The 20130-nt window shown below is 46.1% G+C and carries 23 protein-coding genes; 17 read left to right on the plus strand and 6 right to left on the minus strand.

The genetic code is table 11. The annotated features are described in order from the left end of the window. Positions 1-4 precede the first annotated feature (4 nt). The 16 genes from Q0307_RS03360 (at position 5) to Q0307_RS03435 (ending at position 13575) form a co-directional block, all read left to right on the plus strand. A complete protein-coding gene (locus Q0307_RS03360) occupies positions 5-1021 on the plus strand; it encodes a LacI family DNA-binding transcriptional regulator (protein WP_298656552.1) in 1017 nt (338 codons plus the stop codon). Positions 1022-1033: 12 nt separating this feature from the next. Then, positions 1034-1435, plus strand: a complete 402-nt coding sequence (gene rbsD / locus Q0307_RS03365; protein WP_298656556.1) for a D-ribose pyranase — start codon at positions 1034-1036, stop codon at positions 1433-1435. A 161-nt stretch (positions 1436-1596) separates the two neighbouring features. Beyond that, complete coding sequence (pqqC, locus tag Q0307_RS03370) at positions 1597-2334, plus strand: pyrroloquinoline-quinone synthase PqqC (RefSeq protein ID WP_298656559.1); 738 nt, start codon at positions 1597-1599, stop codon at positions 2332-2334. Continuing rightward, positions 2331-2603 (plus strand): pyrroloquinoline quinone biosynthesis peptide chaperone PqqD, encoded by a 273-nt coding sequence (pqqD, locus tag Q0307_RS03375; protein WP_298656562.1) that lies wholly within the window; start codon positions 2331-2333, stop codon positions 2601-2603. The genes pqqC and pqqD overlap by 4 nt, the downstream gene beginning before the upstream one ends. Continuing rightward, positions 2596-3702, plus strand: a complete 1107-nt coding sequence (gene pqqE / locus Q0307_RS03380) for a pyrroloquinoline quinone biosynthesis protein PqqE (RefSeq protein WP_298656565.1) — start codon at positions 2596-2598, stop codon at positions 3700-3702. Before pqqD ends, pqqE begins: the two co-directional genes overlap by 8 nt. Positions 3703-3841: 139 nt before the next feature. Then, the gene (locus Q0307_RS03385) at positions 3842-5032 is read left to right on the plus strand and encodes a helix-turn-helix domain-containing protein (protein ID WP_298656568.1); all 1191 of its coding nucleotides are present in this window, start codon (positions 3842-3844) and stop codon (positions 5030-5032) included. Positions 5033-5210: 178 nt separating this feature from the next. Beyond that, positions 5211-6968: a PQQ-dependent methanol/ethanol family dehydrogenase gene (locus Q0307_RS03390; protein WP_298656571.1), complete on the plus strand. Its 1758-nt coding sequence runs from the start codon at positions 5211-5213 to the stop codon at positions 6966-6968. 72 nt (positions 6969-7040) lie between these two features. Next, positions 7041-7871, plus strand: coding sequence for a cytochrome c-550 PedF (gene pedF, locus Q0307_RS03395; RefSeq protein WP_298656573.1), 831 nt, complete (start codon positions 7041-7043; stop codon positions 7869-7871). A gap of 72 nt (positions 7872-7943) precedes the next feature. Next, the gene (locus Q0307_RS03400) at positions 7944-8807 is read left to right on the plus strand and encodes a transporter substrate-binding domain-containing protein (protein WP_298656576.1); all 864 of its coding nucleotides are present in this window, start codon (positions 7944-7946) and stop codon (positions 8805-8807) included. A gap of 7 nt (positions 8808-8814) precedes the next feature. Further along, on the plus strand, positions 8815-9564 hold the full coding sequence (locus Q0307_RS03405) for a quinoprotein dehydrogenase-associated SoxYZ-like carrier (protein ID WP_298656579.1): 750 nt from the start codon (positions 8815-8817) through the stop codon (positions 9562-9564). Further along, positions 9561-10496, plus strand: coding sequence for a quinoprotein relay system zinc metallohydrolase 1 (locus Q0307_RS03410; protein ID WP_298656582.1), 936 nt, complete (start codon positions 9561-9563; stop codon positions 10494-10496). The genes Q0307_RS03405 and Q0307_RS03410 overlap by 4 nt, the downstream gene beginning before the upstream one ends. Further along, entirely contained in the window at positions 10493-11050 is a 558-nt protein-coding gene (locus Q0307_RS03415; protein ID WP_298656584.1) for a PQQ-dependent catabolism-associated CXXCW motif protein, read from the plus strand. The genes Q0307_RS03410 and Q0307_RS03415 overlap by 4 nt, the downstream gene beginning before the upstream one ends. 21 nt (positions 11051-11071) lie before the next feature. Further along, the gene (locus tag Q0307_RS03420; RefSeq protein ID WP_298656587.1) at positions 11072-11755 is read left to right on the plus strand and encodes a MotA/TolQ/ExbB proton channel family protein; all 684 of its coding nucleotides are present in this window, start codon (positions 11072-11074) and stop codon (positions 11753-11755) included. Further along, positions 11742-12353: a hypothetical protein gene (locus Q0307_RS03425; protein ID WP_298656590.1), complete on the plus strand. Its 612-nt coding sequence runs from the start codon at positions 11742-11744 to the stop codon at positions 12351-12353. The genes Q0307_RS03420 and Q0307_RS03425 overlap by 14 nt, the downstream gene beginning before the upstream one ends. Then, positions 12350-12868 carry a hypothetical protein gene (locus Q0307_RS03430; RefSeq protein ID WP_298656593.1) on the plus strand — a complete coding sequence of 173 codons (519 nt, stop codon included), beginning with the start codon at positions 12350-12352 and terminating at the stop codon, positions 12866-12868. The genes Q0307_RS03425 and Q0307_RS03430 overlap by 4 nt, the downstream gene beginning before the upstream one ends. 2 nt (positions 12869-12870) lie before the next feature. Next, complete coding sequence (locus Q0307_RS03435) at positions 12871-13575, plus strand: hypothetical protein (RefSeq protein WP_298656596.1); 705 nt, start codon at positions 12871-12873, stop codon at positions 13573-13575. Between the two features lie 47 nt (positions 13576-13622). On the opposite strand, the gene Q0307_RS03440 is transcribed toward Q0307_RS03435, so the two are convergent. The 6 genes from Q0307_RS03440 to Q0307_RS03465 all read right to left on the minus strand — a co-directional run bounded on the left by Q0307_RS03440 (position 13623) and on the right by Q0307_RS03465 (position 19095). Further along, entirely contained in the window at positions 13623-14882 is a 1260-nt protein-coding gene (locus tag Q0307_RS03440) for a TRAP transporter large permease (RefSeq protein WP_298656599.1), read from the minus strand. Beyond that, on the minus strand, positions 14879-15436 hold the full coding sequence (locus tag Q0307_RS03445) for a TRAP transporter small permease (RefSeq protein ID WP_298656602.1): 558 nt from the start codon (positions 15434-15436) through the stop codon (positions 14879-14881). The genes Q0307_RS03440 and Q0307_RS03445 overlap by 4 nt, the downstream gene beginning before the upstream one ends. A 2-nt stretch (positions 15437-15438) precedes the next feature. Next, positions 15439-16407, minus strand: a complete 969-nt coding sequence (locus Q0307_RS03450; protein WP_298656605.1) for a TRAP transporter substrate-binding protein — start codon at positions 16405-16407, stop codon at positions 15439-15441. An 80-nt stretch (positions 16408-16487) separates the two neighbouring features. Next, positions 16488-17486 carry a transketolase family protein gene (locus Q0307_RS03455; RefSeq protein WP_298656608.1) on the minus strand — a complete coding sequence of 333 codons (999 nt, stop codon included), beginning with the start codon at positions 17484-17486 and terminating at the stop codon, positions 16488-16490. Next, the gene (locus Q0307_RS03460; RefSeq protein WP_298656611.1) at positions 17483-18334 is read right to left on the minus strand and encodes a transketolase; all 852 of its coding nucleotides are present in this window, start codon (positions 18332-18334) and stop codon (positions 17483-17485) included. Before Q0307_RS03460 ends, Q0307_RS03455 begins: the two co-directional genes overlap by 4 nt. Before the next feature lie 11 nt (positions 18335-18345). Further along, positions 18346-19095: a glucose 1-dehydrogenase gene (locus tag Q0307_RS03465; protein ID WP_298656614.1), complete on the minus strand. Its 750-nt coding sequence runs from the start codon at positions 19093-19095 to the stop codon at positions 18346-18348. 126 nt (positions 19096-19221) lie between these two features. Here Q0307_RS03465 and Q0307_RS03470 point away from each other — a divergent pair, with 126 nt between their 5' ends. Next, positions 19222-20112 carry a LysR substrate-binding domain-containing protein gene (locus Q0307_RS03470; RefSeq protein ID WP_298656617.1) on the plus strand — a complete coding sequence of 297 codons (891 nt, stop codon included), beginning with the start codon at positions 19222-19224 and terminating at the stop codon, positions 20110-20112. The last annotated feature ends 18 nt before the right edge of the window (positions 20113-20130 follow it).

Consider the following 20130-nt stretch of genomic DNA (forward strand, 5'->3'; position numbering starts at 1 on the left):
CCCTATGACCTCCTCTATTAAAGACGTGGCTAAGCACGCTCAAGTATCTATCTCCACCGTGTCTCATGTGGTGAATGGTACGCGTTTTGTTGGAGCTCAGGCTACGGAGCGCGTGCAGATGGCGATTAAAGAGTTGTCCTATGTGCCTAGTAGTGTTGCCCGTAGCCTAAAAAGCCAAAATACTCATACTTTAGGTATGTTGGTTCCTAATTGCTCGAATCCTTACTTTAGCGAGATTATGCGCAGCATTGAGGAACGCTGTTTTGAGCTGGGTTACAACCTAATTTTGTGTAATACCTATGATCGACCGGAGCGTCAAACCAAGTATTTACAAATCTTAATGGAAAAGCGTGTTGATGGTTTGATTCTAATTACTGCTAGTAAGCCGGATCAATGGAGGCTACCTGCTAAGTTGAAGATGCCGGTGGTGCTAGTTGATCGGGAGGTCAACAACCATTATTGCGATTTGGTAGAAACGGCTCATGAACATGGTACTAAACTAGCTACCCAGCATTTATTGGACTTGGGGCACCGCCATATAGCCTGTATGGCGGGACCGAAAGGTTTGAGTCCTAGTGATCAACGCATTAAAGGTTGGCAAGCGGCCTTGCAACAAGCTTCGTTACACTCTTCTGTATTAGTACACGGGGATTTCACTAGCCAAGGTGGCTATGAAACCATGCTTGAGCTATTAGCAGCTTGGCAAAACCATCAGCAGGCTAAACCTAGTGCAGTGGTGATTTGTAATGATTTAATGGCTATCGGTGCTTTATGTGCTGTGCATGAACAAGGCTTGCAAGTACCACGTGATTTATCGATTGTTGGGTTTGATGATATTGAATTATCACGCTTTACTAATCCACCTTTGACCACTGTGCGCCAGCCAAAACAAGCGATGGGTATTCATGCGGTAGAGATGCTGGTGGAGCGGATTAAAGGTAAGCGTAGTGCTACCCAAACTTTATTATTGACCCCCGAATTATGTGTGCGGGGTTCCACAGCAAAGTTAATGGCTGACTAGCCAAGGGCTAAGATGAAAAAAAACTTATTACTGCATGCCGAGTTATCTCATTGTCTAGCCACTTTAGGTCATGGCGATAGACTGATTATTGCTGATGCTGGTTTACCGATTCCGCCTCAAGTACAACGCATTGATTTAGCTGTTAGCCTTGGAATACCAAGTTTGCAAGCTGTATTGAAAGCGGTACTAAGTGAAATGCAAGTGGAGCGTGCTATTGTGGCTCAGGAGGCACTGGTCAATGATATGCTTCCAGACTGGTATCAAATTTTTATCGGTCACGGCTTGCCTAAAGCAGTTGAATCGGTTTCGCATGAAAATTTTAAAAAGCTAAGTCAGCAAGCCAAAGCTATTGTTCGTACTGGTGAGGCTACACCTTACGCTAATATCATGCTCTGTTCAGGTGTTTGTTTCTGAGAATTACGTAAAAACCTGCTAAATATTAGTAAGCTAGCGCCTTAAACCCGTTAGATTCATCGGGAGTTATTAGTTGTAAAGAGAGCGGTAAATTTTCCAACCTTTCCCCAACCCTAATACTTTATACTTCCCTTAATGCCTTAAGAAGAGGAGCTTAGTGCATGACTGTCGATTGGACCCCCGTTGAATTTGAACAGCAATTACGCACTTTAGGGCGTTATTACCATATTCACCACCCCTTTCAAGTCCTGATGTATGAAGGCAAACTCAATGCTGAACAGTTACGTGGCTGGGTAGCGAATCGCTTTTATTATCAAGTCACTATTCCGCGTAAAGATGCGGCGCTATTGTTTAATTGTCCTGATCGGGAAGTACGACGCCAATGGATTCAGCGTATTCTCGATCACGATGGTGGCCCAAGTGCAGGGCATATTTCTGATGGTGGCATCGAAGCGTGGATTCGTTTAGGTGAAGCTTGTGGTGTACCACGTGAAGAGTTACTCGATCAGCGTCATGTATTACCGGGGGTGCGCTTTGCGGTCGATGCTTATATTAATTTTGTGCATCACGCTGATTGGCGCGAGGGTGTTTGTTCGTCTTTAACCGAGTTATTTGCTCCCACCGCGCATAAGCAGCGGCTGCAAAGTTGGCCGGATCATTATCCGTGGATTGACAATGCTGGTTTGCAATATTTCCGTAATCGTTTAACAGAAGCACATCGCGATGTAGACCATGGTTTAGCTTTGACCTTGCAGCATTTTACTACATATGAGCAGCAGCAACGTGCCTTACAGATTTTAAAATTTAAGCTCGATGTACTCTGGTCAATGCTGGATGCCATTTATCTCGCCTACGTGCAAAACATGCCGCCGTATTTCAATGTGGAGGAGCCTGCATGAGTGTTGATTTCAAAGCTGTACCGCGTTTAGCAACGGGCTATCGGTTTCAATGGGAAGAAGCGCAGCAAAATCATGTACTGCTCTATCCCGAAGGCATGGTGCAATTGAGTGATACGGCTGCGGCAGTGCTATCTTTATGTGATGGTAAGCGCACAGTGGAAGCGATTGTGGCAGAGTTGGAAGAGGATTATGAAACTGAGGGCTTGGATGAAGATGTCACTCAATTTTTAACCGAAGCCGAAGCTCAAGGCTGGGTTAAGTATGGCTAAGATTCCACCGCCATTGTGGCTCTTGGCTGAAGTCACCCATTCTTGCCCGTTGCAATGCCCGTATTGTAGTAATCCACTTGATTTAGTACCGAAAAAAGATGAGCTAGATACCGAAGGCTGGCTCAAGGTTTTGCATCAAGCCCGCAAAATGGGTGCAGCCCAACTGGGCTTTTCCGGCGGTGAGCCTTTAGTGCGTAAAGATTTAGAAGTGCTAATTGCTGAGGCGCGCAAACTTGGTTATTACAGCAATCTGATTACCTCAGGCGTGGGCATGGATGCAGCACGGGTAGAGAAATTTCGCGAGCTGGGTTTAGATCATATTCAAGTGAGCTTCCAAGCGGACGATGCGACTTTAAATGATTATTTGGCAGGCACGAATGCTTTCCAGCATAAATTGGAGATGGCACGTGCCGTGAAAGCGAGCGGTTACCCGATGGTATTGTGCTTTGTAATTCATCGCCAAAATACTGATCGAGTGGCGCAAATGCTGGATTTAGCTGCTGAATTACAAGCCGATTATGTGGAGTTGGCGACCACCCAATTTGAAGGTTGGGCGCTAGCAAATCGCGATCATTTATTACCAAGTTTAGATCAAGTCCGCGAAGCAGAGCGCATCGCCCATGCTTGTCAAGAAACATACAAAGGCAAAATGAAGATTTATTATGTCGTGCCTGATTATTACGAAAAGCGCCCAAAAGCTTGTGTTGCGGGTTGGGGGAGAGTGTTTTTAGCAGTTGCACCGGATGGTTTAGTGCTGCCGTGTCACTCTGCACGTAGTTTACCCAATTTAGAATTACATAACGTGCGTGACCACGATTTAGAGTGGATTTGGTATGAATCTAAAGCTTTTAATTATTTCCGTGGCGAAGACTGGATGAAGGAGCCTTGCCGCACTTGTGATGAGCGTGAGAAGGATTTTGGCGGTTGCCATTGTCAGGCGTTTAAGCTCACCGGTGATCCAACTAATGCTGATCCAACTTGTGCAAAATCGCCGCATCATCATTTGATTGAGCAAGCGATTGATACCACTCGTCTTAACCCTAGCAATTCTAAGCCCTTGCTGTTTAGAAAAAGGCAGAATAATACCAATTTAAGTTGACTGTCGACCTGAATCATGGCTTATTCTAGCGTCTATCTCTACACGAATTTGCAAAGTCAGAGTTAGAGGTTCACTCTGCTTATAGTAAAAATGATTGAGTAGGGAATAGACTGTATGCTTACAACGCAGGAGGAGGCGTATGGGGCAGGCACTTAATGTTTTAGGGGTAGGTTCAGAGTCGTTGTTAAAGCGGCGAAGTCTATTAGATAGTCAGTGGAATCGTTTTGTGTCGGGCGTGAGTGCAGGTGCGCCGCTGCCGGTGCGCGATGATATTGTTTCTTCTTGGCAGCGCAGTGCGCAATATACTCAGCCCCGTCATGGCTCTGCACCCGCAGATGATCTGTATGTCACCCAACAAATGTGGAAAGACTCCATTCTGAGTCAGGCCGTCCAACGCGAACAAGAACAAATTACGCAATTAGCCAAAGAAGGTGAGTTAGTAGCAGGTATTGCGGATACTCAAGGTCGCTTGCTGTGGACGCTAGCCAGTCGGCATATGCGCAGTCGAGCAGAGTCAGTGAATTTTACCGCCGGTGGTTGGTGGGATGAGCGCTCGGTTGGCACGAATGCGGTAGGCTTATCTTTAAATCTTAAGCGCCCAGTGACAGTATTTTCATCCGAGCATTATCAACCTTTTGTGCATGATTGGGTTTGTTATGCTGCGCCGATTCTGCATCCACAGTCGGGTGAATTAGTCGGTGTACTAGATATGTCCACCACATGGCGGCGGCATACGCCTTTAGGCCAAGCAGCCGTGACTGAAATTGCGCGCTCTATTGCTCAAGGTCTGCCACAGAGCTTGCCTAAAGCCGAATTGGAGATTTATGCTTTAGGTCAAGCGCGCGTAATCTTCCGTGGCAAAGCGCTACACTTACCGCTACGCCAAGTAGAGATTTTAGCTTTACTCGCGTTGAATCCGCAGGGTTTGAGCTTAGAGGGATTGCATGCAGCTTTATACGGTGAGCAGTCGGTTTCTTTGTCTACTTTAAAAGCAGAGCTTTCGCATTTGCGACGTATTTTAGATGGGCAAATCGGTTCGCGCCCCTATCGTCTGCAAATTTCAGTTTGGGCAGACTTTGTTCAGGTCTGGCAAGCGCTGCATCATAATCAAACTAGTTCAGCATTTAGTCTCTATCAGGGTAGCTTGTTGGTGCAGTCCAATTCCCCAGAACTAGAAGAGTGGCGGCATTGCATTGATGCAGTGATGGATAAAGCATTGGGTTCTTGTGAGGATCCCACCCTCTTAATGGATAAGCTATGTAAGAGCACCGGCGGTAGCGAATTAGTCCGTGAGCGTCTCGCTGAGTTAGTCGACAAACCTAAATGGTAAGCAGAGACTAGCTTATTGAAGATAAGCCAGTGTACTGAATAATAATTAAAAAATAACAAATCTCGCCCAACCTTTTCCCAACCAAAGACTGGTTATGATCGCCGCTAGATGGCCGTAATGTCATGGGAGTTACATTGCGGTTTCTTTAGACAATTACCATTGGAGAGGAGACTCGAGTATGAAGTCTGGTGATTTATTTCGTAAGGTATTATTAGCATCTGCGATTAGCTTCGCTTTAACATCCGCACCATTAATGGCGGCAGTCACTGATCAAGATATTGCTAATGATGCCACCACGCCTAATGATGTAGTGAGTTATGGTTTAGGTTTGCAAGGCCAGCGTTTTAGCCCGTTAGATAAACTCAATACTGACACGGTTAAAAACTTAATACCTGCCTTTGTATTATCTTATGGTGATGAAAAGCAACGTGGTCAAGAAGCTCAACCTTTAGTTCACAATGGTAAAATTTTCGTAACTGCTTCGTATTCACGGGTATTTACTGTTGATGCGAAAACAGGTGAAGAATTATGGCAATATGATCACCGCTTACCTGATGGTATTTTACCTTGCTGCGATGTAGTTAATCGTGGTGGTGCGCTTTATGATAATCTCTTTATTTTCTCAACCCTCGATGCTCAGTTAGTTGCTCTTGACCAAGATACCGGCAAGGTGGTTTGGAAAGAGAAAATGGAAGATTATAAAGCAGGCTATTCAAATACAGCCGCTCCGATTGTTGTCAATGGCAAAGTTATTACCGGTGTCTCTGGTGGTGAATTCGGTATCGTCGGTAAGGTCGAAGCACGTGATGCGAAAACGGGTAAATTAATTTGGATGCGCCCTACTGTTGAAGGCCATATGGGCACGTTAGACGGTAAAGATAATGGCATCACTGGCGAAACTAATAAATCATGGCCGGGTGATTTATGGAAAACGGGTGGTGCTGCTACTTGGTTAGGTGGTACTTATGATGCTGAAACGAATACACTTTTCTTCGGTACAGGTAATCCAGCTCCGTGGAATTCACATTTACGTCCCGGCGATAACTTATACTCATCTTCTGTCTTAGCGATTAATCCCGATGACGGCAAAATTAAATGGAGCTATCAATGGACTCCACACGATGGTTGGGATTTTGACGGTGTAAATGAGTTTGTCTCCTTTGATTTAAAACAAGCTGATGGCAAAGTTATTAAAGCGGGTGGCCACGCAGATCGGAATGGCTTCTTCTATGTATTAGATCGTACTAACGGTCAATTAATCAGTGCTAATCCTTTTGTTAATAAAATTACTTGGGCTAAAGGAATTGATCTAAAAACAGGTCGTCCTGAATATGATGATGCTAATCGCCCAGGTGCTCCAAGTGCTGCTGAGAAAGGTCAATCGGTGTTTTCTGCCCCTTCCTTCCTAGGTGGTAAAAACTGGATGCCCATGGCCTATAATCCGAACACCGATTTATTCTATGTACCTTCTAACGAATGGGGTATGGATATTTGGAACGAGCCGATTAGTTATAAGAAAGGTGCTGCTTATTTGGGTGCTGGCTTTACGATTAAACCTTTGAATGAAGATTACATTGGTGCTTTACGGGCGATGGATCCAAAGACTGGGAAAGTTGTTTGGGAAGCAAAAAATAAAGCACCATTATGGGGTGGGGTATTAACAACGGCTGGTAATTTAGTATTTACCGGTACACCCGAAGGCTATTTAAAAGCCTTTGATGCTAAAACGGGTCAAGAACTATGGAAATTCCAAACAGGTTCTGGGGTAGTAGGTTGTCCTATTACTTGGGAACAGGATGGTGAGCAATTCGTTGCTGTACCTTCTGGCTGGGGTGGTGCTGTTCCATTATGGGGTGGTGAAGTTGCAAAAAGCGTTAAGCATTTAAATCAAGGTGGTAGTTTATGGGTATTTAAATTACCTAAAACTCCTTCTTAATTTTAGTTTAAAAAAGAGGCAGCATGCCTGCCTCTTTTAGCTATCAATCCAATGATTTGAGGTTTTTATCCAATGCAACGCACACTTCTTTTAACACGGATTTGTGGTGCTCTTTTGTTAGCAAGTACCATGCAAGTTTGGGCTCACGGTGATGTTACTCCACAGGCCATTGATATTACTGGTTTAGAGCCGATTAAGGATTCTGATACGACTTGGGTGGATACTAACCCTTACTCAGGTAATGAAAAAGCCATTGAAATTGGTAAGCATGCTTTTGCGCAAAACTGTGCACGTTGCCACGGTATTGATGCCATTTCGGGTGGGATTGCGCCTGATTTGCGTGAAAGGTTACCATTAGGTCAAGAAGGCGATGATATTTTTAAAGAACGGATGATCAATGGTGCTATTCGTAATGGCGTTACTTATATGCCAAAGTTTGATGGCATTGTAAAGCAAGAAGGTCTATGGGCTATTCGTGCTTGGTTGGAAACGGTGTCTGTAGATGCACCAGTAAAAACAGCCGTTCCAGCGACTACCACTCCAGCCGCAGCCGCTCCTGTGGCAAGTGTCGCTCCTGCAGTGGCACGTGCGGGTGAAGAGGTTTTTAATACTGTGTGCACGGCTTGCCATACGGCAGGTATTTTAAATGCGCCTAAAATTGGTGATAAAGCCGCTTGGGAGCCACGTGCAGCTAAAGGTCTATCGGGTTTATTAGCTTCAAGTGTGAATGGTTTAAATCAGATGCCTGCCAAAGGTGGTAATCCTAGTTTGACTGAACAAGAATTAAGTAATGCTATTATTTATATGCTAGGGAAAGCTGACATTGAATTAGATAAGGCGGCTAGCACCGCAGATGCCACAACTCCAACTGCAGTGGATACCGCTAAACCGGCAACAAATTAATTTAACTAGTGTTTTTGGTTGCCATTGTCTTGCACAGTGGCCTTTTTAAAGTATTTATAGTTAGGAGAGACTATGAATATGAGAGTGTTAGCGAGTGTAACTTTAAGCTTAAGTCTGGTGGCTTCGAGCTTATTCGCAGCGGGCTTAGATGATATTAAAAATAAAGGTGTACTAAGCGTCTCTTTATATAAAGATTTCCCCCCTTATTCTTATGTGGCTGACGGCAAGCAAACGGGTATTGATGTCGATATTGCTAATGCTTTAGCCGCCAAGCTAGGTGTTAGTAGCCAAATTCGCTTAGTCGGGGCGGATGAAAATGTCGAAGATGATTTACGCAATAATGTCTGGAAGGGCCATTATTTGGGCGGTGGTGTCACTGACTTAATGTTGCATATGCCAGTCGATAATGCCTTCGCGGAAAAAGTGGACAAAGTAAAGTTCATTGCGCCTTATCAATTGGAACAAGTGGCTTTTGCGTTTGATACCAATAAAGTCGGTAAGCAGCCCACTTTAGCCAATTTTATGAGTGATTCGATTGGGGTTGAAATCGATACTCTCAGCGATGTGTATTTGTTAGAAGCGATGCAGGGGCAAATTAGTAAAAATATACGCCACTTTGAAAATCTCAGTAAAGCGACTACTGCTTTGAAAGCGGGTGAGATAGCCGGTGTAATGGGGCCACGTGGTGAGCTAGAAGGTTTATTAGCAGAACACCCCGATACCATTCAAATTCAATCTTTAGTCACACCGGGGTTAGCGCGTTCTAATTGGGCGATGGGTATTGCAGTCAAAGCGGATAATGAAGAGTTAGTAAAGGCTATTAACGAGAGCATGGCAGCTTTAGTAAAAGATGGCACGGTGAAAAAGATTTTTGAACAATATAAGGTCACCTATACTCCCCCTGCAATTGCACCCGAGGTGACTGCTAAAAACTGAGGTAGCTATGCGCCCCTTATTTGTGTTCCTCCTAACATCACTGCTCAGTCCATTAGGCTGGGCAGTTGATTCTGATCCTTTAAACTCGCCACAATGGGAGTTTGTGCATCAGCGTTTTCTAAAAGGTGAGTCTTATCAGTTTGACGGTAAAGTCAAAGTTGAAGCGCCTGCGGATGCCGAAGATTCCTTAAATGTACCCATTTCTTTCCAAGTCGATGATTTAGAAAACATACAAGAAGTTGTGGTGGTTGCTGATCTCAATCCCATTCCACAAGTTCTACGCTTTCGCCCTAAAGCAATGCGCCCACATTTAGGTTTTCGTATGAAGTTGCAACAAGGTAGCCCGATTCATGTGGCCGCTAAAACTGCAGATGGGCTTTGGCATGTGGGTGGAGTGTGGGTTAATGCTGCGGGTGGTGGTTGTACCTTACCGAGTGTCGGGACAGCTTCAGGGGATTGGACGAAAACCTTAGGGAAGGTATCTGCCAATGTTTGGCAACGTCCAGATGGTTCGAGTCGCTTGCGGGTACGGGTGATGCATCCGATGGATACCGGCTTAGCATCAGGCATTCCAACTTTTCATATTGAGAATCTGAATGTTTTGGGTGAAGACGGTCAGCTCCTCGCTGAGTTGGATTTATTCGAGCCGATTAGCGAAAACCCGATGCTTAGTTTTGATGTACACCAGCAAAAGCAATTCAAATTAGAAGGCCGTGATAATAATGGCAATAAGATTCAAGCTGAGGTGGTGCAATGAAGCGGTTTTGGTGGCTCGGCTTATTCGCTGCAAGCACACAGTTAACGGCTGCCAGTTTTGAATATCCACTGCAACCGCAAGCCATCGCGCCAGATACCTTCGTTTTGGAAGGCAAAACTGCAGATTTCAGCAAGGAAAACGGTGGTTATATTGTCAATGCAGCTTATATCGTTACTAACGATGGCGTCGTTGTAATTGATACTGGCCCTTCTCGGCGGTTTGGCGAACAGCAACGCGCTTTGATCGAGCAAACAACGGGGAAAAAAGTGATTCGGGTGTATATTACCCATCATCATCCTGACCATTTCTTGGGTAATCAAGCCTTCACGGATTTGCCGATCTATGCGCTACCAGCAACGATCCAAGGTGTACAGCGTGAAGGCGAGACATTCAGCAATAATATGTATCGGCTGATTGGCGATTGGATGCGTGATACCAGTGTGATCGCACCCAATCAAGAGGCTAAACTGGGTCGTGAAGTGATTGGTGGGCATGAACTAGAGCTCTTAGCCTTTAAAGGGCATACACACGCCGATTTAGTGATGTTTGACCATACGACGGGTGTACTGTTTGCGGGTGATTTGGTATTTAATCAACGTGCGGCCACCACGCCGCATGCGAATATTATCGACTGGCTAGCTTCGCTTGAGCAGCTCTTAAAACTACCATTTAAGGTCTTAGTACCGGGTCATGGTAAAGTCACTCAAGATGATCAGCCGATTGCACAAACACGTGCTTATTTAGTGTGGCTGCAAACGCTACTCCAGCAAGCGGCTGCCAATGGTTTAGATATGAATGAAGTGATGGCAACACCGATTCCGGCTGATTTCAAGGATATTGCTTTAGCCCAAAATGAGCTACGCCGTTCGGTCGCACATTTATACCCAGCTTTAGAAGCCGAGCAACTTAAACCAACTAAGCAGGCGGAATGAGAGTTTGGCTATTACTGATACTAAGTTGGAGTATTTTCAGTTGTCAGGCTGAAGACTGTGTGCGTACCCCACAAATGCCTGAGGGTTTAAAACAAGAGCATTATCGTAGCCCCACCCCTGCTTGTGTACCCAATGGTATTACTCTGAAAACAGCAGAGTTACAAAAGCTGATTGAAACCAAGCAGCCCATTCTCATTGATGTCATGGCAGTTTTCTTGCGGGAAGATGAAGGTTTCCCAGCAACTTGGTTAGTGAATGAACCCCATGAGAGTTTGCCGAATAGTATCTGGCTGCCTAATGTCGGCTATGGTGTGTTAGAGCCAAAAATCGAAGCTTGGTTTAAAGCACAATTAGCTAGCCTCACTAAAAATGATCTCCATCAAGCCTTAGTCTTTTATTGCGTTGCCGATTGTTGGATGTCGTGGAATGCCGTGCAGCGCGTGCGTGAGTATGGTTATACGCGAGTGTATTGGTACAAAGATGGGATTGATGGCTGGAAAGAAGCTGGTTTGCCAACGGTTAAAACTGAACCTCAAACCTTTACCTCAAACTAAGACCACTCACAGGGAGAAACCATGAGCAAACAAGCTTGGATCTTGCCGCTACAATGGTTATGGCTGTTTGGCCTGTTGCTGGTGAGTTTAGGACTGCTTTGGGATAATGGGATTCTGCAAGTGATGTTTGCCACCGATAACACCTATCTGTGCCCTTTGATGGTGTGGGTATTTCTGTTGACTTGTTTACATTGTGGTTACCGTAGTCTATTTCTAGCCCGACAAGCTAAGGTCGTACATGCTTGGCCGCATACCGGTGTTCTAGACGATAAGATCCTAATTAAGCGCTACCTCAACGAGTTGCAGACCATTCCCAATCCACAAGATAAACAGCTAACGGCTGAGTTATTAGCGGAGGAATTACGTGGTCAGCACCAAGTCGGCTGGTTTGTCACTGGTTTGCTGATCAAGTTAGGTTTGCTCGGAACGGTAGTCGGCTTCGTGATTATGCTCGGCTCCATGACTCATCTATCTTCCCTTGATATTGCTGAAGTCCAAACGCTGATGCAGCAAATGACTCAAGGGATGAAGATTGCGCTGAATACCACCATCATTGGTTTGGTTGGCAGCATCTTTTTAGGTTTGCAATATTTACTGCTCGACCGTGCGGCGGATCAGCTCCTAGTCGCTGCGGTACAAGCTAGCCAATTGCCAGCAGTAAACAGTGTAGACACGAGTGCTGAGGTGGCACATGGCACTGTTTAAACAGCGCGAGAATCTACTCGATGTTGACCCTTTTACTGATCTGCTATTCAACGCACTGTTAACCTTTACCTTTCTGTTTCTGATTGCATTATTGCTAATGAATCCCACTGCCAAGAGCGGGATTATTAATCCGAAAGCGGAGTTGATGATCACTGTTAGTTGGCCAGACAATAGCCCTGATGATATTGATACTTGGGTAGAAGGGCCAAAAGGGCAAATGATTTGGTTTAAGCGTCCGCAAGAGGGCTTGATGCATTTAGATCGGGATGATCGTGGGGCTGTGAATGATATGCAACTGATTGATGGCAAGGAAATTATTAATCCGCTCAATCAGGAAATTGTCACGATACGCGGACGTCCTCCGGGCGAATTCACCGTGAATATCCATTATTATCGTAGCCAAACCTTAAAAGCAGTACCTGTCACCGTTTATCTCGCCGAAGTCAATCCCACGCTCAAAGTCTTACACTATGCAACGACCACTTTGCAGCGCGAAAGTGAGGAACGTACCGCCGTGCGTTTTAGTATTACTCCGAATGGTCAAGTCACGGATATTAATACCCTACAAAAATCCCTCGTTCTGGGAGGTAAAATATGAATGAACTACTCATGCTCTTAGTGGTAGCCTATATTTTTCTTGCAGCCCTTTTAGTCTTGGTCTTGTTGTATGGACGGCTTCCTTGGCTACTGAAATTACTGTTGGTGTTGATCACAACAGGCTTGTATTGGGTCAGTTATCAAGGTTGGAAAGAAGTACAAGGTTGGCCTAGTCAAGTCGAGTTACCTACAAAGTTTTTGCTGCATGCTTCGGTGATTGAAGAACCGAATCAGGAAGCAGGGACGACAGGGCGAATTTTTATCTGGGCCTCAAATTTAAAAGGCAATAAACCAGCAGGCGAGCCACGTGCCTATATCATCCCCTATGACCGCGAAGTGCATTCATCCTTACAGGATGCGCTGCGCAATCAGCGTAATGGCAATGTGCAAATCGGCGTGAAAGAGCGTAATAAAAATGTGCAAAACGAAGCACCCGTCAATGTACGCCAGTTGGGGCAAATTCATGAAAAACTCAAATTTATTGAGTTACCTGACCCTGCTTTACCTGAGAAATAATCATGGGGCGCTTAACCCTTATTTTATTTTGCCTGAGTGTGTTAGCTGCCTGTGATAAGCCTGCTAGCGATGATTATTTTCCTTTGCATCAAGGCTTGCATTGGGAATATCAAGTAACCATTGAGCATCCTGAACGCTTAGATACCAAGCAGCTTATAATTGAAAGCATCGGGCAAACGAGTTTAAAAGAAGAAACCGTTAGCATTCGCACGACTAGCGATGGTACGGATTATTATCTTGCCCAGCGTACTGATGGCATTTATCGTTTGGCTAAACGTACCTTGGTGGAAAGTGAACCACGTTTAGACGCTAGCCCACGCATGGTCTTACCGCTGCCGATTGCACAAGCGGAAGGCAAAACGTGGTCGACGATTTCCCAGCCTTATTTAATTGAGCGTGTGTATGAGGGCATGGACGTGATGACGGCTGACATGCTGCAATTCCCGATGACCTATTCGGTGTTGAGTTTGGATGAAACGGTTGAGGTCAGCGCAGGTCGTTTCAGTTATTGCATTTTAGTGGAAGGGCAAACCGATTTATCGTTATATGCGGATGCGCGCACGGGCAATACGACCGTACCGATCACTACCCGTGAATGGTATGCACCGGGTGTCGGCTTGGTGAAATTAGAGCGCGAAGAGCCTTTGAATACCGATGTGTATAAGGGTGGGAAGATTACGATGGAATTGGTGAGGTTTGAGGATTAGCTGATAAGAGCAAGAGGCAAGATAACCTGCCTCTTCAATGAAGCTAGTCAGTACAAAGTTAACGCGGGCACATACGACATCAATAACAGCACACTAAAGCCCACGAGATAAAATGGCCAGAGTTCGCGTACGATTTTCCCTACGGGTTCCCGCGAGATCGCCGCTGCAACAAACAAGGTAGTTCCCACGGGTGGAGTAAAGAGGCCAATACTTAAATTCACCACCATCATAATGCCAAGTTGCACAGGATCTAAGCCAATCGCTGTACCAATCGACACAAACGTAGGACCTAATAGCAAAATAGCAGCGGGTAAATCTAGGAACATCCCGACCACTAACATAATGAGATTCATCATCAGGATAATCAGAACCGCATCTTTTAAAACAGTCGTAGCCCAAGTGGCGACTGCGGTGGGGATGGCGTCAACCGTTAATACATAGCCCACCAGATTAGAGGCTGCAATCACGAGCATGACCACCCCAGTGGTTAAGGTGGTATGCACCAACGCTTTATACAGCTTCTGCACACTCATATCCCGATAAATCAAGGTACTCACGATCAAGCCATAAGTCACGGCCATCACGCTCACTTCGGTCGGAGTTGCAATCCCTGCTCGTAACAAAATTACGATAAACAGAGGCATGGCTAAAGCAGGTGAAGCTGCTAAGGTCGCTTTACCTAAATCCCGCAGAGTGAGTTTTTGGCTTAAGCGTGGAAAATTCCTTAAGCGCCCTGATAAGTAACAGATCAGCATAAAGCCTGTACAGAGCAAAATCCCCGGTAAGATACCTGCCATAAATAAGGAAGCAATCGATTGATTCGAGACTAAAGCATATAAAATCAGCGGAATCGACGGTGGAATTAATCCGGCAATAATAGCCGAAGAGGCAGTGGCTGCAGCCGCAAAGGCGCCCGGGTAACCTTCACGTTTTTGCCAAGGAATCAGCATTGAACCTAAAGCTGACGCTTCTGCGACCGCTGAACCAGAAACACCGCCGAAAATAGTCGATCCCACCACCGTTACCTGCCCCAAACCACCGTAATAGCGTCCTACTAGCGCTGTAGCGAATTGAATGAGTTTTTGCCCTAAAGCGCCACCCATCATCAGATTGCCCGATAGCACAAAGAAGGGGATGGCGAGCAGTGGAAAGCTTTGGGTGGGTTGGAATATTTTCACTACAGCAGTCACGCTGGGCATACCACCGACCCAGACAGCCGCTAGCCCAGAGCTAATCACTAAGGCATAGCCTACGGGCAGCGCCAAAATTAGTAAGATGGCGAAGATAATCAGCATGGCTAAGGTCATAAGGACTCCTCAAGTGCTGGCTCACGCACACTGAAGGGATTAGGAGCAAACCACAATTTGACAAAAGTCGTGCTAGCCGTTATGCCTAAGCCTATAAAGCACACAATCAGTGCTAAATACGCCCAGCGTGCGCTAATACCCGTGGCTGGATAAACTTCAGCCCCAGTAATTTCGACCACTTGCAAACCCACCCAAGCCAAATAGTAAAAGGTAACGGCGGTGATCACTTGCAAGAGTAAAAATAAGCGGCGTGCATGGGCTGTTTTTAAAATACTGGGTAGTGCGGCGACAGCAATATGTTGCCCTTGTTGTGCGGCTAAGACGACACCTGCTGCCACTAACCAAGGAAATAAAATACTAGGTAATTCCGTGGGCCAGCCTAAACCTTGGCTGGAGAAATAGCGGATAATCACTTCCAGTAGTAAGGTGGTGAACATTACGCTGATCGTGGTAATCGCAATGGCAATAGACGCCATCACGATACCGTTATCCACTACATTCACCACAGACACAAGCTTAGAGAGTTTGAGTTCAGAGGTGGATTGAGTGTCCATGATTACTTGGCTGCTTCAGAGGTGATAAGTTTGACTAGATCAGGATAATCTTTAGACCATTTGTCATAGACCGATTTAGTCTGTTCAGCGAAAGGGGCTTGATCCACTTCATTAATGGTGACACCCGCCGCCGTCATTTTTTCGCGTAACTCTTTATCCGCTTTAAGTGAGAGTTCACGATTGAATTGACCGGCTTCAAGTGCTGCTTCTTTCAGTGCTTTTTTGTCATCATCCGATAAACCCGCCCAGACCATTTTGCTGGCAAATACGGGAGTGGTTTCGTATTTATGCCCCGTCAAGGAAATGAATTTCTGCACCTCATACAATTTGGAGGAGTAGATATTCATTAACGGGTTTTCCTGCCCATCGAATACGCCTTGTTGTAAGGCGACATACAGTTCAGAGAAGGGTAAAGCGCCCGGACTTGCACCTAAAGCATTGAAAATATCCAAGGTCATAGGGTCTGGGGGAGTACGTAATTTAATGCCTTTTAGGTCTTCAGGCTTCGTGACGGCATGCTTATTATTACTCACATGACGGATGCCATTATCCCACAGTGCCAGTAATACCAAGCCTTTCTCATCCGCATGTTTAGTCAATTCCTCACTGACAGAACCATCCACCACTTTGTAGGCTTGCTCCAAACTTTTGAATAAGAACGGCAAACCAATCACCCCAAACTGCGGAACTACACCAGAGGTAGTACCTTGTGAGTTCGCACTTAAAGCTAAAGTACCGAGGCGTAGATTGGTTAAGGATTCGGTATCATCGCCGTATTGGGAACTAGCACCCACTTCGATCTTGACGCGGCCTTGCGTTTTGGCAGCGACTAATTCGGCGAATTTAGTAGAGGCTTCAGCTTTGGGGTTGCCGGGGGCAGCGCTGTGGGACAGACGTAGAACTTGTTCAGCCCAGGCTGAAGAGGTAAACAAAGCCATAGCAGTGGCTACAGCAATTAGTGCTTTTTTCATAACTCCTCCAATTGTTATCAAGCAACAAGCCTATAGGCTTGTTGTCGGGTTGCCCTAAGGCAGAAAGAAACTCAATCTAATCACAACCAGCTTTTAATCTTGCTCGCCATGACGCTCGTCGAAATGCCATAACGATCATGCAAGGTCGGCAAAGCGCCCGCATCCAAAAACGCATCTGGTAACGCTATTTGACGGAAAGCAGGGGTCACACTGGAGCGCAATAACAAACTTGCTACTGCTTCGCCTAAGCCTCCAATCACCGAATGATTTTCCGCCACAATCACCAAGCGCCCACTCTTACTGGCTTCTTGCAGAATAGTCGTTTCATCTAAAGGTTTAATGGTAGGCACATGCAGAACCGCAACCTCTACTTGATCTTTTGCCAAGGCATCAGATGTTTCTAAGGCACGCATGGTCATAATGCCGCTGGCAATAATCAGTACATCTTTACCATCACGTAGCCGCTTAGCCTTACCTAGCTCAAACTGATAATCATATTCGTCTAAGACTAAAGGCACATTGCCACGCAATAAGCGCATATACACAGGACCTTGGTGTGCTGCAATGGCAGGAACGGCTTGTTCAATATCTAAGGCGTCGCAAGGATCAACAATCGTCAAGCCCGGAATACCACGCATCATGGCAATATCTTCGGTAGCTTGATGGCTAGGACCATAGCCGGTAGTTAAGCCAGGGAGTGCTGCGCAGATTTTCACATTCAAATCTTCTTCACAAATGACTTGATGAATAAAGTCATAAGCGCGGCGCGTAGCAAACACGGCATAACTGGTAGCAAACGGCATCAAGCCGGTCTTTGCCATCCCACCCGCTGCCGCTAGCAATAGTTGCTCCGCCATGCCCATTTGATAAAAACGCTCTGGATGTGCTTGGGCAAAGATATGCAAATCAGTGTATTTACTTAAATCCGCACTCATACCCACTAAATCAGGGCGCTCTTTAGCCAGTTCGACTAAGGCATGTCCGAAGGGTGCAGCTTTTACGCGTTGGCCTTCAGCGGCAATCGAGGCAATCATCGCTGAGGTGGTTAAGCGCGGTTTCTTTTCAACAGTCACATTCATGCTTGTGCTCCTGAGTTAAATGCAGCATCCAGAATAGCGATGGCTTGTTGCCATTCGGCAGCATCTACACGAATAAAGTGATTCTTATCGCGCTGCTCCAAAAACGGCACACCTTTACCCATTAAAGTATCGCAGAGTATCACGCGCGGTTGTGCGGCCTCTAAGTGGCGTGCTGTATCAAAGGCTTGCTTCACGGCTGCTAGGTCATTGCCATTCACCCGCTGCACATGCCAGCCAAAGGCTTGCCATTTATCCGCTAAGGGTTCAAAACTTAAAATCTTGCTGGAATGTCCATCCGCTTGCTGATTATTAATATCGACCAAGCAAATCAGATTACTCAAGCTATAATGTGCCGCCGACATCGCGGCTTCCCATGTAGCACCTTCATCTAACTCCCCATCAGACATGGAGTTATAGACAAAGGCTGGGTTATTTTGATGGCGCAAACCTAACGCTATCCCAACACCAATAGCTAAGCCTTGTCCTAAAGAGCCGCCCGAAATTTCCATCCCCGGTGTATAAGCGGCCATGCCTGACATGGGTAAGCGGCTATCATCACAGCCATAAGTTTCTAATTCCTCAGCCGGAATAATCCCTGCTTCAATCAACGCCGCATAATGCGCAATCGCATAATGCCCGTGTGAGAGTAGAAAACGGTCGCGTTGCTGCCAATCAGGATCAGCCGCTTTAAATTGCATAGCATGGCAATAGGCGGTGGCTAAAACATCGGCATAACCCAAAGCTTGACCGATATAGCCTTGGCCTTGGATTTCACCCATCTGTAGGGCATAACGTCGAATATGATAAGCGTGTTCGGCAAGTGGGTTTAAATTGCTAGCTGTGTGCATTTTTTATTCCTTTAGTGAATCAACATGCCGCCATTGACATCCAAAGTAATACCCGTGAGGTAAGTGGATAAGTTACTGGCTAGGAATAAACAGGCATTGCCCACATCGGCTGCGTCACCTAAACGATTCAAAGGAATGCCTTTAAGAATATCGGTACGCATCTGATCAGTGAGCTTGCCCGAGGTAATATCGGTTTGAATTAAGCCGGGAGTGATTGAGTTAACCCGAATATTATCAGCACCCAATTCACGCGCCATCGCTTTGGCAAGGCCTAATACCCCAGCTTTTGCCGCTGAATAATGTGGGCCACCAAAGATACCGCCACCGCGCTGTGCAGAAACCGAAGACATGCAGATAATGCTGCCACTTCGACGACTGCGGAAATGGGGGACGAGGGCTTGACTCATGTACAGCGTACCGCGTAAAGATACGTCGGTAATCGCTTCGTAATCGCGCGGTTGAATGTCCATGAATTTGACAGGCTGAGTGATACCCGCGTTATTGACCAGAATATCGACTTGCCCAAAGGCAGCTAGGACTTGTTCGGCTGCTGCCAAGCAGGATTCGCGATGAGTCACATTGCAAGCTAAGCCAATATGCCCTTCACCTAAACTTGCTGCTGCATCGCTAGCCGCTTGAGCATCTAAATCCAGAATGGCGACTCGTGCACCGTGCTCGGCAAAAATTTGTGCGGTACGCCGCCCGATTCCACGTAAGGATGCCGCGCCCGTAATGACGGCAGTACGATCTTTTAACAGCATAAACACCTCTCCTAGGTTTAGCGGGGTTGATCCCCTTGCTTGATGTGGACTTAAGGTTATATGCTAGGACGCACAAGCTCAAACGAATAAAAATGGTAAATAGATGAATCTAATTCATGTGAAACGATGCGTAAAATCCCCCCTTTAAAAGCACTGCAAGCCTTTGAAGCTGCGTCTCGTTTAGGTTCTTTTGCCGCTGCTTCAGATGAATTGCATCTCACCCCTTCAGCGATTAGTCATCAAATACGCTTGCTCGAGCAACAATTAGGCGTGACCTTATTTCATCGGGTGCATCGAGCGGTGGAACTAACAGATATTGGGCGGCGTTATGCCGAGGTGATTGCCGAAGCCTTTGGTTTAATTGAGGCTAATACCCGTAGCATCGAACGCACGGGTAAAAGCGATATTCTAACCATTCACAGTGTGCCGAGCTTTGCGACGCAGTGGTTGATGCCGCGCTTATCACGCTTCTCGGCGCTTAATCCTGATATTGATGTGCGCTTGAATGCTTCAGTAGCGACCATTGATTTAGCGGCTGGTGAGGCGGATTTTGATATTCGCTATGGCAGTGTATTTCCCAGTTCTGGTATGGAGGTGCAGCCCTTTCCTGAAGAAACGATTGTTATCACCTGCTCACCGAAAGTCCTCGTGGGGCAAACACTCAATCTCGCCGAAACGGCTTTAATTCACTCTGAAATCAATCTGTATACTTGGCGCGAATGGCAGCGTGATCATCCTGAAACCAAGCTGCCTTTGGATCGCGGCTTACGTTTTGACCGCTCGTTTATGGCAATTAATGCGGCGGTGGATGGTTTGGGAGTGGCGATTGAAAGTCGCCTGATGATCGAGCGTGAATTAGAGGCAGGTAAGCTGATATTGCCGTTTGGCATGATCGGACCGAAGTTAGTATGCCATCGCTTAACTTATTTAAAGACCAAAGCGCATTTTCAGAAAATGAAAGCCTTTCGGCAGTGGTTGTTTGAGGAGTTGAATAAGACGATGGCGAATCTTACTTGAAACTAGGTGAGCGCAACA

It is taken from the genome of uncultured Thiothrix sp. (genome assembly GCF_937873765.1).
GTDB lineage: Bacteria > Pseudomonadota > Gammaproteobacteria > Thiotrichales > Thiotrichaceae > Thiolinea.

Excerpts from the sequence above, each read along its gene's own strand:
- Q0307_RS03435 (WP_298656596.1), top strand. The coding sequence starts at position 12,871 with ATGGGGCGCTTAACCCTTATTTTATTTTGCCTGAGTGTGTTAGCTGCC.
- Q0307_RS03405 (WP_298656579.1), top strand. The coding sequence starts at position 8,815 with ATGCGCCCCTTATTTGTGTTCCTCCTAACATCACTGCTCAGTCCATTA.
- Q0307_RS03430 (WP_298656593.1), top strand. The coding sequence starts at position 12,350 with ATGAATGAACTACTCATGCTCTTAGTGGTAGCCTATATTTTTCTTGCA.
- Q0307_RS03400 (WP_298656576.1), top strand. The coding sequence starts at position 7,944 with ATGAATATGAGAGTGTTAGCGAGTGTAACTTTAAGCTTAAGTCTGGTG.
- Q0307_RS03420 (WP_298656587.1), top strand. The coding sequence starts at position 11,072 with ATGAGCAAACAAGCTTGGATCTTGCCGCTACAATGGTTATGGCTGTTT.
- Q0307_RS03410 (WP_298656582.1), top strand. The coding sequence starts at position 9,561 with ATGAAGCGGTTTTGGTGGCTCGGCTTATTCGCTGCAAGCACACAGTTA.
- pedF (WP_298656573.1), top strand. The coding sequence starts at position 7,041 with ATGCAACGCACACTTCTTTTAACACGGATTTGTGGTGCTCTTTTGTTA.
- Q0307_RS03390 (WP_298656571.1), top strand. The coding sequence starts at position 5,211 with ATGAAGTCTGGTGATTTATTTCGTAAGGTATTATTAGCATCTGCGATT.
- Q0307_RS03465 (WP_298656614.1), bottom strand. The coding sequence starts at position 19,095 with ATGCTGTTAAAAGATCGTACTGCCGTCATTACGGGCGCGGCATCCTTA.
- Q0307_RS03440 (WP_298656599.1), bottom strand. The coding sequence starts at position 14,882 with ATGACCTTAGCCATGCTGATTATCTTCGCCATCTTACTAATTTTGGCG.
- pqqE (WP_298656565.1), top strand. The coding sequence starts at position 2,596 with ATGGCTAAGATTCCACCGCCATTGTGGCTCTTGGCTGAAGTCACCCAT.
- Q0307_RS03385 (WP_298656568.1), top strand. The coding sequence starts at position 3,842 with ATGGGGCAGGCACTTAATGTTTTAGGGGTAGGTTCAGAGTCGTTGTTA.
- Q0307_RS03455 (WP_298656608.1), bottom strand. The coding sequence starts at position 17,486 with ATGAATGTGACTGTTGAAAAGAAACCGCGCTTAACCACCTCAGCGATG.
- pqqD (WP_298656562.1), top strand. The coding sequence starts at position 2,331 with ATGAGTGTTGATTTCAAAGCTGTACCGCGTTTAGCAACGGGCTATCGG.
- Q0307_RS03450 (WP_298656605.1), bottom strand. The coding sequence starts at position 16,407 with ATGAAAAAAGCACTAATTGCTGTAGCCACTGCTATGGCTTTGTTTACC.
- pqqC (WP_298656559.1), top strand. The coding sequence starts at position 1,597 with ATGACTGTCGATTGGACCCCCGTTGAATTTGAACAGCAATTACGCACT.
- Q0307_RS03460 (WP_298656611.1), bottom strand. The coding sequence starts at position 18,334 with ATGCACACAGCTAGCAATTTAAACCCACTTGCCGAACACGCTTATCAT.
- rbsD (WP_298656556.1), top strand. The coding sequence starts at position 1,034 with ATGAAAAAAAACTTATTACTGCATGCCGAGTTATCTCATTGTCTAGCC.
- Q0307_RS03360 (WP_298656552.1), top strand. The coding sequence starts at position 5 with ATGACCTCCTCTATTAAAGACGTGGCTAAGCACGCTCAAGTATCTATC.
- Q0307_RS03445 (WP_298656602.1), bottom strand. The coding sequence starts at position 15,436 with ATGGACACTCAATCCACCTCTGAACTCAAACTCTCTAAGCTTGTGTCT.
- Q0307_RS03415 (WP_298656584.1), top strand. The coding sequence starts at position 10,493 with ATGAGAGTTTGGCTATTACTGATACTAAGTTGGAGTATTTTCAGTTGT.
- Q0307_RS03425 (WP_298656590.1), top strand. The coding sequence starts at position 11,742 with ATGGCACTGTTTAAACAGCGCGAGAATCTACTCGATGTTGACCCTTTT.
- Q0307_RS03470 (WP_298656617.1), top strand. The coding sequence starts at position 19,222 with ATGCGTAAAATCCCCCCTTTAAAAGCACTGCAAGCCTTTGAAGCTGCG.